This window comes from Arthrobacter sp. efr-133-TYG-118 (genome assembly GCF_030209755.1).
GTDB lineage: Bacteria > Actinomycetota > Actinomycetes > Actinomycetales > Micrococcaceae > Arthrobacter.
This window is the reverse complement of record NZ_JARVRH010000008.1, coordinates 20,127-34,089: the sequence shown is the minus strand read 5'-3', so window position 1 is coordinate 34,089 and position 13,963 is coordinate 20,127. Positions and strand designations below refer to the sequence as shown.

Annotated in this window: 9 protein-coding genes, 1 tRNA gene and 1 other RNA gene; 5 read left to right on the top strand and 6 right to left on the bottom strand. The window is 65.0% G+C overall.

Annotated features, from left to right (window positions below):
• Window positions 1-27: 27 nt before the first annotated feature.
• A complete protein-coding gene (locus QRN59_RS07275; protein ID WP_284981842.1) occupies window positions 28-207 on the top strand; it encodes a hypothetical protein in 180 nt (59 codons plus the stop codon).
• 142 nt (window positions 208-349) lie between these two features.
• Here QRN59_RS07275 and QRN59_RS07270 read toward each other — a convergent pair whose 3' ends face one another.
• Window positions 350-1,696 carry an aspartate kinase gene (locus QRN59_RS07270; RefSeq protein WP_284981841.1) on the bottom strand — a complete coding sequence of 449 codons (1,347 nt, stop codon included), beginning with the start codon at window positions 1,694-1,696 and terminating at the stop codon, window positions 350-352.
• Window positions 1,697-1,948: 252 nt separating this feature from the next.
• On the opposite strand from QRN59_RS07270, the gene QRN59_RS07265 reads away from it, so the two are divergent.
• Window positions 1,949-2,905 carry an ABC transporter ATP-binding protein gene (locus QRN59_RS07265; protein WP_284981840.1) on the top strand — a complete coding sequence of 319 codons (957 nt, stop codon included), beginning with the start codon at window positions 1,949-1,951 and terminating at the stop codon, window positions 2,903-2,905.
• Window positions 2,902-4,083 (top strand): ABC transporter permease, encoded by a 1,182-nt coding sequence (locus QRN59_RS07260; RefSeq protein WP_284981839.1) that lies wholly within the window; start codon window positions 2,902-2,904, stop codon window positions 4,081-4,083. Before QRN59_RS07265 ends, QRN59_RS07260 begins: the two co-directional genes overlap by 4 nt.
• Before the next feature lie 59 nt (window positions 4,084-4,142).
• Here QRN59_RS07260 and recR read toward each other — a convergent pair whose 3' ends face one another.
• The 4 genes from recR to QRN59_RS07240 all read right to left on the bottom strand — a co-directional run bounded on the left by recR (window position 4,143) and on the right by QRN59_RS07240 (window position 8,799).
• Complete coding sequence (recR, locus tag QRN59_RS07255) at window positions 4,143-4,742, bottom strand: recombination mediator RecR (RefSeq protein WP_028265726.1); 600 nt, start codon at window positions 4,740-4,742, stop codon at window positions 4,143-4,145.
• A 160-nt stretch (window positions 4,743-4,902) separates the two neighbouring features.
• Window positions 4,903-8,133, bottom strand: a complete 3,231-nt coding sequence (locus QRN59_RS07250) for a DNA polymerase III subunit gamma and tau (RefSeq protein WP_284981838.1) — start codon at window positions 8,131-8,133, stop codon at window positions 4,903-4,905.
• Window positions 8,134-8,166: 33 nt separating this feature from the next.
• Window positions 8,167-8,263, bottom strand: an RNA gene (gene ffs, locus QRN59_RS07245) — signal recognition particle sRNA small type.
• A 212-nt stretch (window positions 8,264-8,475) separates the two neighbouring features.
• A complete protein-coding gene (locus QRN59_RS07240; RefSeq protein ID WP_284981837.1) occupies window positions 8,476-8,799 on the bottom strand; it encodes a YqfO family protein in 324 nt (107 codons plus the stop codon).
• Between the two features lie 310 nt (window positions 8,800-9,109).
• On the opposite strand from QRN59_RS07240, the gene QRN59_RS07235 reads away from it, so the two are divergent.
• Window positions 9,110-9,194 (top strand) — tRNA-Ser (locus tag QRN59_RS07235).
• A gap of 203 nt (window positions 9,195-9,397) precedes the next feature.
• Here QRN59_RS07235 and QRN59_RS07230 read toward each other — a convergent pair.
• Window positions 9,398-10,297 (bottom strand): LysR substrate-binding domain-containing protein, encoded by a 900-nt coding sequence (locus tag QRN59_RS07230; protein ID WP_284981836.1) that lies wholly within the window; start codon window positions 10,295-10,297, stop codon window positions 9,398-9,400.
• A 125-nt stretch (window positions 10,298-10,422) separates the two neighbouring features.
• Here QRN59_RS07230 and QRN59_RS07225 point away from each other — a divergent pair, with 125 nt between their 5' ends.
• The gene (locus QRN59_RS07225; RefSeq protein WP_284981835.1) at window positions 10,423-13,914 is read left to right on the top strand and encodes a proline dehydrogenase family protein; all 3,492 of its coding nucleotides are present in this window, start codon (window positions 10,423-10,425) and stop codon (window positions 13,912-13,914) included.
• Window positions 13,915-13,963 lie beyond the last annotated feature (49 nt).

Genomic DNA, 13,963 nt, shown 5'->3' with positions numbered 1-13,963 from the left:
ATTGTGGGACATGCACTCGATACCTTTATGAAGGTCACAGATCGACTGCGTTTCTGGTTCGGCCCGGCAACCCGGGGCGACATTGATACGCCCGTAGTCCACAAGCATGACGACTTCGAGACGGCGTCGGAAGAAGACCTGGGGCATTTCGTCGTCGAAACAGACGACCAGGGCCACCACTACGGAATCCGCAAGGAAAGCGCCTGAAGCCGCTCTGCGGCTCCAAGGCCGCAGGAAAGCAAAAGAACCGGAGCGTTTGCTCCGGTTCTTTCACGTTTAAGTACTTCAGATCCCGACGGCGGGTGCCCGACGGCGGGTGCCCGGCTAGCGTTCCCGTCCGGGAGGTCGGCTAGCGGCCGGTGCCGCCATAGACGGTTGCCTCGGCTTCGCCGTCGAGCTCGAACGCCTTGTGGATGGCGCGCACAGCGTCATCCAGCAGATCGGCGTGCGTGACCACGGAGATGCGGATCTCCGAGGTGGAAATCATGTTGATGTTGATGCCGGCGTCGGAGAGCGCCTTGAAGAAGGTGGCGGAGACGCCCGGGTGCGAACGCATGCCGGCACCGATCAGGGAAAGCTTGCCGACGTTCTCGTTGTATTCGATGCTTTCGAAGCCGATTTCAGGCTGCGCCGCACGGAGGGCGGTGAGGGCGTCGGCGCCTTCCACGATGGGCAGGGTGAAGGAAATATCCGTGCGGCCGGTTCCGTGCGTGGAAACGTTCTGAACGATCATGTCGATGTTCGAGTGCGCCTTGGCGATGACCTGGAAAATTGCGGCGGCCTTGCCGGGAATGTCCGGGACGCCTACCACGGTGACCTTGGCTTCTGAACGGTCGTGTGCAACACCGGAGATGATTGGCTGCTCCAAGGCAACTCCCTCTTGAATCGTGATCTTGTCATCGGCGCTGGGCAGGACCCAGGTGCCTTCGTTTTGGCTGAATGAGGACCGGACGTGCAGGGGCACGCCGAATCGACGGGCGTATTCCACGCAACGCAAGTGCAGGATCTTGGCGCCGGAAGCTGCCAATTCCAGCATTTCCTCGCTGGAGATACGGTCGATCTTCGTGGCGGTGGAGACCACGCGCGGGTCGGCCGTGTAGATGCCGTCGACGTCCGTGTAGATTTCGCAGACGTCCGCTTCGAGCGCGGCGGCGAGGGCCACCGCAGTGGTATCGGATCCGCCGCGGCCAAGGGTGGTGATCTCCCGGGTGCTCCGGGTCATGCCCTGGAAGCCGGCCACGATAGCGACGTGCCCCTTGTCCAATGCAGTACGGATGCGGTGGGGGTCGACGTCGATAATGCGGGCCTTGCCGTGGATGCCGTCCGTGATCATGCCGGCCTGCGAGCCAGTGAACGACTGGGCGGAGGCACCGAACTTGTTGATGGCCATGGCGAGCAGGGCCATGGAGATGCGCTCGCCTGCGGAGAGGAGCATGTCCATCTCACGCGCGGGAGCAGAATCGGTGACTTGGGCGGCGAGATCCAGGAGCTCGTCGGTGGTGTCTCCCATGGCGGAAACCACCACGACAACCTCGTTGCCGGCCTTTTGTGCGTCAACCACGCGGCGGGCAACACGCTTGATGCCTTCTGCATCGGACACCGAGGAGCCACCGAACTTCTGCACGATCAGCTGCTTGGTCTTGGCAGTCTGCGCGGTCAGGTCTTCGGTTTTCACATCGGTAGTGGGCAAACTCATGCGCGCACCCTCACTGCATCAATTGGGGATCATACGTTGCGTGGCCAGGTACCGGCACGGCGACGTGGCTTATGTGGCCAGTTTATCGCCGGGCGCGGCGGGCGGGGGAATTGTGACCAAATCTCGGCCTTTGGGTGCCTGCCGGGTGGTTTCGGCGTGGCGTACGATCAAGAAATACGCAGCCCGCGGGCATGTGGGCTCACGGGATTTGAAGCGTACTTGTTCTGTTTGGGGGAAACAGGTGAGTAGGGCATGTCCATAGCTGAAAGTTCAAGCGTCCCGGGCAGTGGCACCCTCGGGGTATCCGCGGAAGGCGTCTCACGCCGCTTCGGTACGGTCCACGCGGTGGAGCACATCGATTTCAACGCGCCGGCCGGGAAGGTCACGGCACTCATTGGGCCCAACGGGGCAGGCAAAACGACGCTCCTTCTCATGCTTGCTTCGCTTCTGCGGCCCGACTCCGGGACCATCCGGGTCAACGGCCTCGATCCTCTGCACGACAGCGCGGCCGCGCGGCTTCGGATCGGCTGGATGCCGGACACCCTGGGGGTCTGGGAGTCCTTGACCGCGCGCGAAATCCTGGTCCAGATGGCGCGCTTCTACCGTCTGCCCAAGGCCGGTATTGCCCAGCGTGTTGCCGAGTTGCTCGAACTTGTCCGGCTGGACACACTTGCCGACCAGCCGGCCCGGGTCCTTTCCAGGGGCCAGCAACAACGGCTCAGCCTGGCCAGGGCCCTCATCCACGACCCCTCCGTGCTTCTGCTCGACGAGCCTGCGTCCGGCCTCGACCCGGGATCCCGGGTGGAACTCCGAAACCTCCTGCGCAGCCTGGCCGCGGAAGGGAAAGCCGTGGTGGTTTCCTCCCACGTGCTCAGTGAGCTCGATGAAATCGCGGACGGAGCGGTGTTCGTCAGCCAAGGCCGCACAGTGAAACAGCAGACCCTCGAGGAGGCGGCCCTGCAGGGCCGGCGCTACGCGATCACAGCCCTCGACAACGAGGCCCTCACAGCAAAGCTCAGCGAACTCGGGCTGGAATACCGTGTAGAGGCGGGCCGCCGGACGGCGGTCACCTTGCTGTTAACGCACGACGACGGCGCTGCCGCCCTCTTAGGCGAACTCGTCCGGTCCGGCATCGGAGTGGTTTCCTTCGCCCCGGCTGCGGGTGCCCTGGAAGAGACGTACATGAACCTGGATACGGAGAGGCGATGAGCAACGTGACTGAAACCGTCCCAGGCCCAGCGGGACCGCAGGGAACAACGGGAGGCGGGAACGCCGTCGTCGGCTATCTTGGCGGGATTCGCGACGTCGTGGTCCTCGAGATGAAACAACGGTTGCGCTCCCGCGGCTGGTACATCATGTTGGGCATCTGGTTCTTTGTGATCGCGGTAGTGACGTGGCTGACCTGGCTCGCCTGGAACGCCAGCATGGAAGCGCGTCGTTCCACAATGCCTCCGTCGGCGCTATCGCAGCAGGACGGGGCCGGGTCGATGATCTTCGAGGTCGTGCTGGCTTTCGTGCTCCTGTTTGCCCTGCTTGTGGCACCCGCACTGTCCGCCAATGCCATCAACGGAGACCGGGCAGGAGGCACACTAGCCATCCTGCAGATCACTTTGCTGACTCCGGGCCAGATTCTCTGGGGCAAGTTCTGCGCGGGGTGGCTCGCGGCGCTCGCCTTCCTGGCGACAAGTTCCCCATTCCTTGTGTTCGGTATGTTCCAAGGCGGGCTGACCCCGGGGCACGTCGTGGTTTCCTTGCTGATGCTGGCCGTGGAACTGGCAGTTGTCTGCGGGATCGGAGTGGGGATTTCGGCGCTTGCCGGGCGGCCCTTGTTCTCGATCGTGGTGACCTATTTGGTAGTTGCCGCATTGGTGGTCGGATCGTTGATTTCCTTCGCATTGGGTGCGCAACTGGCGCAAGGGACGGTGCTGGCCAACTCTCCCGCTAGCCGTTCCGTGCTGTATGCGCCGGTGCAGCCGAATCAACAAGGGCAGCCGATTGAACCAGCTCAGCCGGGCTACACCTGCGAGGGGCCTTTAGTGGAGCACCCTGCCGTACGGACCGAACGCGTCGCTTGGATGCTCGCGTTGAATCCCTACGTGGTTGTGGCAGACGCGATTCCGTATCCGGACCGGAGCGGGACCGGGTTCTACACAGTCGGCATGATCGAAGGCATCAGCCAGGGTGCCAGGTCCGCGCTCGCCGGCCCGGACCACACCTACCTTTGCGCCAACGGCGTGCCGCAGCCGCAGTACCTCCAGCAGACGACGCCCTTGTGGCCGCTGGGACTCGGCCTGCAACTGCTCCTGACGGGGCTGCTCATGTGGCTCGGCTGGCGTTCGCTGCGGACGCCTGCAAGCCGGCTGGCCAGCGGCACGCGGATCGCGTAAGCCGGGCGGGTTGCTAAGGGGTCCGCAACGGCGTCGGGGTGTTCTGGGCAGCGCGCTGCCTACATGAGGGCGTTGCGGCGCCCCTCGAAGGCCCTTCCGAGGGTAACTTCGTCCGCGTACTCCAGGTCTCCGCCCACCGGGAGGCCGGAAGCAAGCCTGGTGACGGTGATGCCGATCGACTTCAGCATGCGGGCCAGGTAGGTGGCCGTCGCTTCGCCTTCAAGGTTGGGGTCGGTCGCGATGATGATTTCCTGGATGGCGCCGTCGTTGAGCCGGGTGAGGAGTTCGCGGATACGGAGCTGCTCGGGCCCGATGCCGGCGATCGGATTGATCGCGCCGCCGAGGACGTGGTAACGGCCGCGGAAGGACCGCGTGCGTTCCACAGCCAGGACATCCTTGGATTCCTCGACCACGCAGATCACGGAGGGGTCGCGCCGCGGATCGCGGCAGATGTTGCACAGCTCCTGCTCGGTGACATTGCCGCAGACAGTGCAGAACTTCACCCGTTCTTTGACGGTGGTGATGGCCGCGACCAGCCGCTTCATGTCCTCGGGATCGGCCTCGAGGATGTGGAAGGCCAGGCGCTGCGCCGACTTCGGCCCGACGCCGGGGAGCCGGCCGAGTTCGTCGATCAGCTCTTGTACTGCGCCTTCGTACACAATGTCCTCGTTCGTTTGGTGTGGACGCCGCTGCTGTTCGGCCGCGTCGCGGTTTGGTGGCACCATTTGCGGGCGCCGGCGGGCTCGCAAGCAGGGTTCCATGAGGTTCCCCGCCGAACCCCGTGCGGGCCGTGCGGGGTGTTGTTACGGAGCCCGGATGTTAGCGGCGCATGCCGTCCAGCGACCGTTCTTCCAGTAGCTTCCCGCCCAGAATACGCTCGACGGCGGCCCGTCCAAAGACTCCCGACTCCTCGATAGTTTCGTCGTCGGCACTCGGGATGTCTTCCACCACGCTGCCGGGCGCGACGGCGGTCCGTGCCGGTGCTTTCTCCCGGCCGGCCATGGCTTCCGGGCTGTTCGAAAGCCGTTGGTAGAGGCTCTGCTTCCCGGTTCCCGAGGGCGCCGGCGCTGCCGCAGGGGCCGGGGCCGCTTGGGCAGAGGCTGGCGGAGTGGGTTGCGCGAGTGCTACGGCCGAATACGCGGTTTCGCCTCCGGGCGTCGCTGCTGCCGGTGACGTGCCGGCCGGCGATGTGCCCGCTGGAGGTGTACTGCCTCGTGATGTGCCCGCGCCGGAGGCCGTGGGCTGGGGCGCCGACCAAGTCGTTGACCAGTCGGCGGCTGGTGCTGTGGCCGCTGCCGAAGCCTGCGGCTGGTTTGGAATCTGCGCGGCGGCAGGTTCGTAGAGGGGACTGGGCGTCGACGGCGCGGATGAAGGCGCCTCGCCGTCAGGGACGGCCGAGACCGAAGCCGCGGAACCAACGTTGGACTCGGTGCCGACCACCCACGAGCCCGGCGCCTGCTCGACAGCCCTGGACCATGGATCTTCCGAGGCCGCGGACTTCGTCTCCGAAGGTGCTTGGGTGGAGCGCCTGCTCTTGGGGGTAGAGCTGGCTGCGGGCATGGCGGTGAAGCCCGGGGACGCCGACGGCTCCCAATCCATGGGCGGTTCTTCGTCCAGCGGGGGAGCGTCCTCGTCCCGCGGGGGACCCCAATCATCGTCTGAATACGAGTAGTCCGCGGTCGGGTCCGTCGGTGCCGTTGCGGTCGACACGGCTGCTGCGGCGGACGATGCCGGGGCAGCTGCTGAGGCCGGAGCCTGTGCAGCGGTAACGGGTTGGGTCGGAGCGGCCTCGGAGGCCGGGGCCGCCTGGGACCCGGGTATCTGTCCGGACGCCTCGCCAGGCGCCGAAGAAACCTGCCCCGACGTTGTCGGTGCCACTGGTTTTAATGTAGATGCTGGTTGAGCCGTAGATGCTGGTTGAGCCGTTGGTGTTGGTGCCGGGTCAGCTTTGTCTGCTTCCGGGGCAGCAGGGATTTGTGGCGCAGGGGCAAGTCCCCATGCGCTATCCACAGCGGACGACACAGCTGGAGAGGGCCCACCCCCTACAGGGGGCGCCGGGTCAGTCGGTGCTTTTGGGTTTGGTTCAGAGCTACCTGAGCTGTTGCCGCCAACGACCGAAGTGATCTGGCAGTCGATGCCGATTGTCTTGTGGATGGCCTGGCGTAGGTTCTCGGCATGGTCTGCGCGGCTGAAGGCGCTCGCAAGGCCGTCAGTGCTGAACGCCAGAGTCAGAAGTTGGCCGTCGAACTGCGCCACCTGCGCGTTTGCTCCCACCAGCGCCCAGCTGCTGCGCTTGATCTTGGTCAGCGTCTGGAGGATCTCGGGCCAAGCCCGCCGGATCACCTCGACATCTGCGCCACCGGTGGCCGGGCGAGAGGTCTGTGAGGGTGCTGGTGGTTGTGCGGGCGCTGGCGCCTGGGTTGGCGCGGTCGTTTGGGTTGGCGCGGGCGTGGGTGCTTGGGCTGGTGCCGCTCCGGCTTGGGCGCGTTCCTGATCGGTGGCTGGTTGCGCCGCCGGCGCGTGGGCAACAGGCTGCGTCCCAGGAGTATGAGCGGGTGGTTGAGCGGCTGGTTCGGGAGCGGTGCGGCTGGCCTGTTGCCTGGTTTCATCCACGGGCCAGTCAGTGGTGGAAACCCGGGGCGGTGTCAGTTGTTCCCTGGACGGTTCCCCTGAAACAGGCGGAGGGCCGGAAGCCGGAGCCTGAGCGACCTCGGCGGCCCCGGATGTGGCTGCCTGGGGCGCGGGTGAGCCGAGGCTTGGTGAGGCGGGAACGGTACCGGCGGCCGCCGTCGGGCGTTCCACAGGTTGATCCGCTGGCCGGGAAGTTGGCGCGGCGGAAGTGGAAGGAGCCGAAGCAGCTTCCGCGGGAGGGAGTGCGCCGCCGTAGTTGAGGCGGCGTTCGACGCGGTCGATCCGGGCCGCGATCCCGCGTTCGGTCTGCTCGGAACTGGGCAGCAGGATCCGGGCGCAGAGCAGTTCGAGATGCAGCCGGGGCGAGGTGGCGCCCGTCATTTCAGTGAGCGCGGTGTTGGTGACATCAGCGGCACGGGAGAGCTCAGCGGCACCGAGGTTGTTGGCCTGGCTACGCATGCGGGCGATCTGGTCCGCCGGCATGCCGCGGAGGATGGCCTGGGCGCTTTCCGGCATGGCTTGGACGATGATGAGGTCGCGGAACCGCTCCAGCAGGTCCTCGACGAAGCGCCGGGGATCGTGACCGGTTTGGATGACGCGGTCCACGGCACGGAAAACGGTGGCGGAATCGGACGCGGCGATTGCCTCCACGACGTCGTCGAGCAATGAAGCATGGGTGTATCCGAGCAGCGCGACAGCGAGTTCATAGTCCAGGCCATTGGGTCCGGCGCCGGCCATGAGCTGGTCCAGCACGGAGAGGGAATCGCGCACCGAACCACCGCCGGCCCGGATGACGAGGGAGAGCACGCCAGGAGCTACGGGCACGTTCTCCTGTTGGCAGAGAAGCTCGAGGTACTGCATCAGGGGCTCGGGCGGCACCAGTCGGAAGGGATAGTGGTGCGTCCGGGAGCGGATGGTGCCGATGACCTTGTCCGGCTCAGTGGTGGCGAAGATGAATTTGATGTGTTCCGGCGGCTCTTCGACGATTTTCAGCAGCGCATTGAAGCCGGCAGAGGTGACCATGTGGGCTTCGTCAATGATGAAGATCTTGTAGCGGTCCCGGACCGGGGCGAAGGTGGCGCGTTCGCGGAGATCGCGGGCGTCATCCACGCCACCGTGGCTGGCGGCGTCGATCTCGATGACGTCGAGGGAGCCGGAGCCGCCGCGGGCCAGCTCAACGCAGCTGTTGCATTTTCCGCATGGAGTGTCCGTGGGGCCTTCGGCGCAATTAAGGCAGCGGGCAAGGATGCGGGCGGACGTGGTTTTTCCGCAGCCGCGTGGGCCGGAAAAGAGGTAGGCGTGGTTGACCCGGTTTTTGCGCAGGGCCGTCATGAGCGGCTCCGTGACGTGTTCCTGCCCGATAACGTCCGCGAAAGAATCGGGGCGATATCTGCGGTAAAGAGCAGTAGTAACAGTCACAGGGAAAACCTACCTATAGGGACTGACATTTAAATAAGAGACCCCTCATGCACCCGCCAGAGCCCATCTACCCTTGCTACCTTCCGGTCCTGGGGGAGTTCAACAGGATGACGCCACATGAGGGGCCGTCGACAAGCTTACCCGAAGTTATCGAGCCCTCCGAATTTGCGGACATGTGCCTTGTGAGAGCCAAGAAATGGACATGTCCCCTCGGTGCTTGGCGGTTCCAGCGGACATGCCCCCTGTGAGAGCCAAGGACTGGACATATTGGGATTATGTCCAGTGCTCGAGGGTTGGGGAGGGCATGTCCAGTTGCGGGGGAGGGCATGTCCAGTGTGTGGGCTAGTGCCAACCGTTCACTTGCCACGTCATGAATGCAGGCTCCTCATAAGGGTGGGCTGAGCGCAGGGCCTGAACTACGGCGTCGAGCATGTCCGCCTCAACTACGCACTCAACCCGGATTTCCGGCACCGTTTCGCCTTGCCCCACGGCTCCGATGAATGGTTGTGCCCCCGGTAATGGAGTGAAACGTCCTGTGCCGGGGGTTGTGAAGGAGCAATGCGAATAGTCGCCGATTCGGCCGGCCCCGGCATTGCCGATCGCAGCCAGCAAGCTCTCGCTATGCGATGCCGGAACGTAGACAACGAGGGCGTGCAATTGGCTCATGGCACCATCCTCCCAGCGTTCGCTTAAAAACAGGTCAGAGGATGGTTCCTGATCTCCATTGCCAAACCGCTGAACGGAGCGGACTATGGGTATGTACACCGATTGGGGCAATCTCAAGATTGTGAGCTGCAGGGCCTGGTTTCAGGGGCTGGACCCAGCAGCTCAACGGAGTGCCGGAGGAATGGACGCATTGGGGGCGTCCATTTTTACGTTTAAGCACACGAAGCGCAAGCTCGGCACCATGAAAGTCCCGATTGGGCGATGCCGAAATTCTCGGGTACAGTGGAGTCTGCTTTTGATTCAGAAGCATGGAGAATTCGCCTAGCGGCCTATGGCGCACGCCTGGAACGCGTGTTGGGTTAACGCCCTCGGGGGTTCAAATCCCCCATTCTCCGCGTTTTGGCCCCGGTTCTTGGACCGGGGCCTTTTGCGTTCCCGGGCTCCTAAAACCCGGGAACGCAAAAGGTCCCGGATTCCCCTCAAGCTGCGTTGCTGAAACCGAGGATTGTTTTCAGGACCGGCTCCTGTTGCTCCCGGGTGAGAAACAAGCGCCGGGTTGGCCCGCCAAAGCCTCGGTTTCGGCCGCTCGCCCCCCGCCCTAAACCCGTTCCGCAGCCACCCGTTCCAGCACCTCCCGGCACGCCAAGATTGCCGGGTGGATCCGGCCTGCGGTACGCGTCGAGGTGAAGACTGTCCGCTTGGGCAATCCGGGGAGGTCCAGTAGCTGCACTGGCGTGGTCCGTCCCGTCCAGACGAGGTCCGGCATGAGGGCCACGGCATTGCCGGACTCGATGAGCCGGATTTGTGCTTGGAGGTCGGCGGTTTCGTAGCGGACGTCGGGCTCGAAACCGGCGGAGCGGCATGCTTGCTCTGCCCAGTGGCGGGACGCCGCACCGCGCGGTTCCATGACCCATGGCAGCGTAGCCGTGTCCGCGAGCGAGGAAATCGATTCGCCGCCGAGGCCAATTGGGGGAGTGGCCAGCCTGATGGCGTCGCTGGTCAGCGTGGCCCTGTCCAGGCCGGGGTGGTGCGGGGCTGCGTGTCCCGGGTATTGCTCGGCCACCACAATGTCGAAGTCGCGGGCCCACGTTTCATAGAGCGCAGTCTCCGGTTCGCGTTGGATCATCTCGACGCGCACTTCGGGATACTCGCTCTTCATGATGGTGAGGAAGTCCGGCATGAGAGCCAAAGCGGCGGTTTGGAACACGGCCAGCCGGACCGTGCCCGTGACCGTGGAAAGCGATGCCGCCAAGTCCGTCTCGGCCCGCTCCAGTGTGGCCAGCAAGGCCGCCGTATGTTCCACCAGGATCTCTGCCTGCGGCGTGAGCTGCACGCGTCTTCCCGATTTCCGAAGCAGTTTCACGCCGGCTTCCTTCTCCAGCAAGGTCAGCTGCTGGGACACCGACGACGGGCTGTACTTCATCGCGTCAGCCACTTCTGCGAGCGTTCCGCGGATCTTCAATTCGTGCAGCAAGCGCAGCCTGCGGACGTCCAACATTCGGCTCTCCAGAAGGGTCGAGAAATCTAATGAATATTCTTCAGAAAAGATCGCTTTTCCTAATCTGATTGTAGATCCATACTGATGGAAACAAAGCACTCTCCGCACCAAAAGGAACGAAGCGCATGAGCACACCAACCCGGGATTCGAGCATCGACGCCAGGACACAATCCACCCCGGAATCGGGACACCTCCAGGAGTTGGCCCACGAGGCCATCCAGCTGGTTCGACACTGGCTCACCGAAGCCTCGAAGGTGCCCGTTGACGTTTCCGCACAGCGCCTCGCCGGCGTACTCAAGGATCCGAATGGCCTCGACTTCACGGTGGGATTCGTCGACGGCGTCATCCGCCCCGAGGACCTGTCCGTTGCCGGCCGCAACCTGGCCAGGCTTGCCCCGAAGGTCCCTGCCTTCCTGCCCTGGTACATGCGCGCTGCCGTACGCACCGGCGGCGTCATGGCTCCGGTCCTGCCGCAAGTGGTCATCCCGATCGCCCGCAAAGTCCTCCGTGACATGGTGGGCCACCTGATCGTGGACGCCACGGACGCCAAGCTCGGTCCGGCCATCGCCAAGATCAAGCAGAACGGCGTCCACCTGAACGTGAACCTGCTGGGAGAGGCCGTCCTGGGCGAACGCGAAGCCAGCCGCAGGCTCGAGGGAACCCTCAAGCTCCTGGCTCGTGACGACGTCGACTACGTCTCCATCAAGGAGTCCTCCACGGCGGCCCCGCACTCGCTGTGGGCCTTCGACGAAGCAGTGGATCACGTGGTGGAGAAGCTCACCCCGCTCTACAAGCTGGCTGCATCGTTCCCCAAGCCCAAGTTCATCAATCTGGACATGGAGGAATACAAGGACCTCAGCCTGACCATGGCCGTGTTCACCCGGATCCTGGACAAGCCCGAATTCAAGAACCTCGAGGCCGGCATCGTGCTTCAGGCCTACCTCCCGGATGCGCTCTCGGCCATGCAGGAACTGCAGGAATGGGCTGCCGTCCGCCGGGCAAACGGCGGCGCTCCCATCAAGGTGCGCGTCGTCAAGGGCGCCAACCTGCCCATGGAACAGGTCCAGGCCTCCATCCAGGGCTGGCCGCTCGCAACGTGGGGCACCAAGCAGGATTCGGACACCAACTACAAGCGCGTCCTCAACTACGCCCTCACCACCGAGCGCATCGATGCGGTCCGGATCGGCGTCGCAGGCCACAACCTCTTCGACGTGGCGTTTGCCTGGCTGCTGGCCAAGGAGCGGGGCGTTACGAAGGGCATTGAGTTCGAGATGCTCCTCGGCATGGCCACGGGCCAGGCCACGGCCGTCCGCAAGGACGTCGGCAGCCTCCTGTTGTACACACCGGTAGTGCACCCGGGCGAGTTCGACGTCGCCATCGCCTACCTGATCCGCCGCCTCGAAGAAGGCGCCAGCCAGGACAACTTCATGTCCGCGGTGTTCGAACTTGGGGGGAACTCCCCAGAAAGCAGATCGCTGTTCGAACGCGAGAAGCAGCGTTTCCTCGCCTCCCTCGCGGAGCTGGACGACGCCGTTCCGGCCCCCAACCGCACGCAGGACCGCAACGAGCCCGCCGTCTCGGCGCCAAAAGATGGTTTCGCCAACACTCCGGACACCGATCCTGCCCTGCCAGCCAACCGGGCCTGGGGCCGCGCCATCCTGGAGCGCATTCCGGGATCCACCGCCGGTAACGCGATCGTTGAAGCCAGCAAGGTCAGGGACGCCCAGGAACTGGAACGCATCATCGCCGCCGCCGTCGAGGCTGGCGAAAAATGGGGCGCCATGCCGGCTACCGAGCGCGCAGCCATCCTGCACCGCGCGGGCGACATCCTGGAATCCCGCCGCGCCGAGCTACTTGAGGTCATGGCCTCCGAGACCGGCAAGACGATCGAACAGGGCGACCCCGAAGTCAGCGAAGCAATCGACTTCGCGCACTACTACGCCGAGCGCGCCAAGGACCTGGAAACGGTCGACGGCGCCACGTTCGTCCCAGCGAACCTCACCGTCGTGACCCCGCCCTGGAACTTCCCGGTGGCGATTCCCGCCGGCTCGACGCTCGCGGCACTCGCGGCGGGATCCGCCGTCGTAATCAAACCCGCAAAGCAGGCCCGCCGCTCCGGTTCCGTCATGGTGGACGCGCTGTGGGAGGCCGGTGTGCCGCGCGAAGTGCTGGCGCTCGTGCAGCTCGAAGAACGCGAGCTGGGCACCCAGCTGGTCTCGCACCCCAGCGTTGACCGCGTGATCCTCACGGGCGGTTACGAGACCGCTGAGCTTTTCCGCTCCTTCCGGCAGGACCTCCCGCTGCTCGCGGAGACCTCCGGCAAGAACGCCATCATCGTCACCCCGCACGCGGACCTCGATCTCGCCGCCAAGGACGTCGTGTACTCGGCTTTCGGGCACGCCGGGCAGAAGTGCTCCGCCGCTTCGCTCGTGATCCTGGTAGGTTCCGTTGCCACCTCCGAGCGCTTCCACAACCAACTCGTGGATGCAGCCCGCTCGCTCAAGGTGGGCTACCCGGAACAGGCCACCACCCAGATGGGACCGATCATCGAGGCGGCCAACGGCAAGCTCCTCAACGCGCTGACCACCCTCGGCGACGGCGAGACCTGGGCCGTGAAGCCGGAGAAGCTCGACGAGACCGGCCGTCTGTGGTCCCCGGGCATCCGGTTCGGCGTCAAGCGCGGCTCCTACTTCCACCTGACCGAGTTCTTCGGCCCGGTCCTCGGCGTCATGACGGCGTCCACTTTGGAAGAAGCCATCGCCATCCAGAATGAGATCGAATATGGCCTCACCGCGGGGTTGCACTCGCTCGATTCCGATGAAATGGGCGTCTGGCTGGACACCATCCAGGCCGGCAACCTCTACGTGAACCGCGGCATCACGGGCGCCATCGTCCAGCGGCAGCCGTTCGGCGGCTGGAAGAAGTCCGCCGTTGGCGCGGGCACCAAGGCCGGCGGACCAAACTACCTGGTCGGACTGGGCAGCTGGCTCCCCGCCGAACCCGGCGCGAAGCGCGGTGCCACGCTCAAGGGCGCGGCAGCTTCGATCCTTGCCGCTGCCAAGGCCGCAGGCCCGCTTGTTGAGGCCGGCGACGCGGAGGCCCTGCAGAAGGCGCTCTTTAGCGACGCCGCGGCATGGGCCACGGAATTCGGCACCCGCAAGGACGTCTCCGGCCTGAGCGCCGAGCGCAACGTCTTCCGGTACCGGGCCGTCCCCGTGACCATCCGCTTGTCCGAGGGCGGGAAGCTCGTGGACTTGCTTCGCGTCGCAGCAGCCGGGGCAGTGGCGGGTTCGGCACTCACGGTGTCCTCCGCCGTCGAGCTTCCCGAAGCAGTTGTGGCAGCGTTCGCGGGGCTCGGCGTAAGCACCCGCATCCAGAACGACGCCGAATGGCTGGCTTCCGCGGCAGGCATCAACGGTGGCCGCATCCGCCTGATCGGCGGGGACAGCAGCGCGCTGAGCGCAGCGACCGGCGGTCGTCCCGACGTCGCGATCTACCACGGCGCGGTGACCCCGGCCGGACGCATCGAGATGCTGCCGTTCCTGCACGAGCAGGCCATCAGCATCACGGCGCACCGCTTCGGCACTCCGAACCACCTGTCGGACGAGCTGATCTAGCGATTCGTCATAGAAGCCCGGCGGACGGCCACAAGCCGTTCCGCCGGGC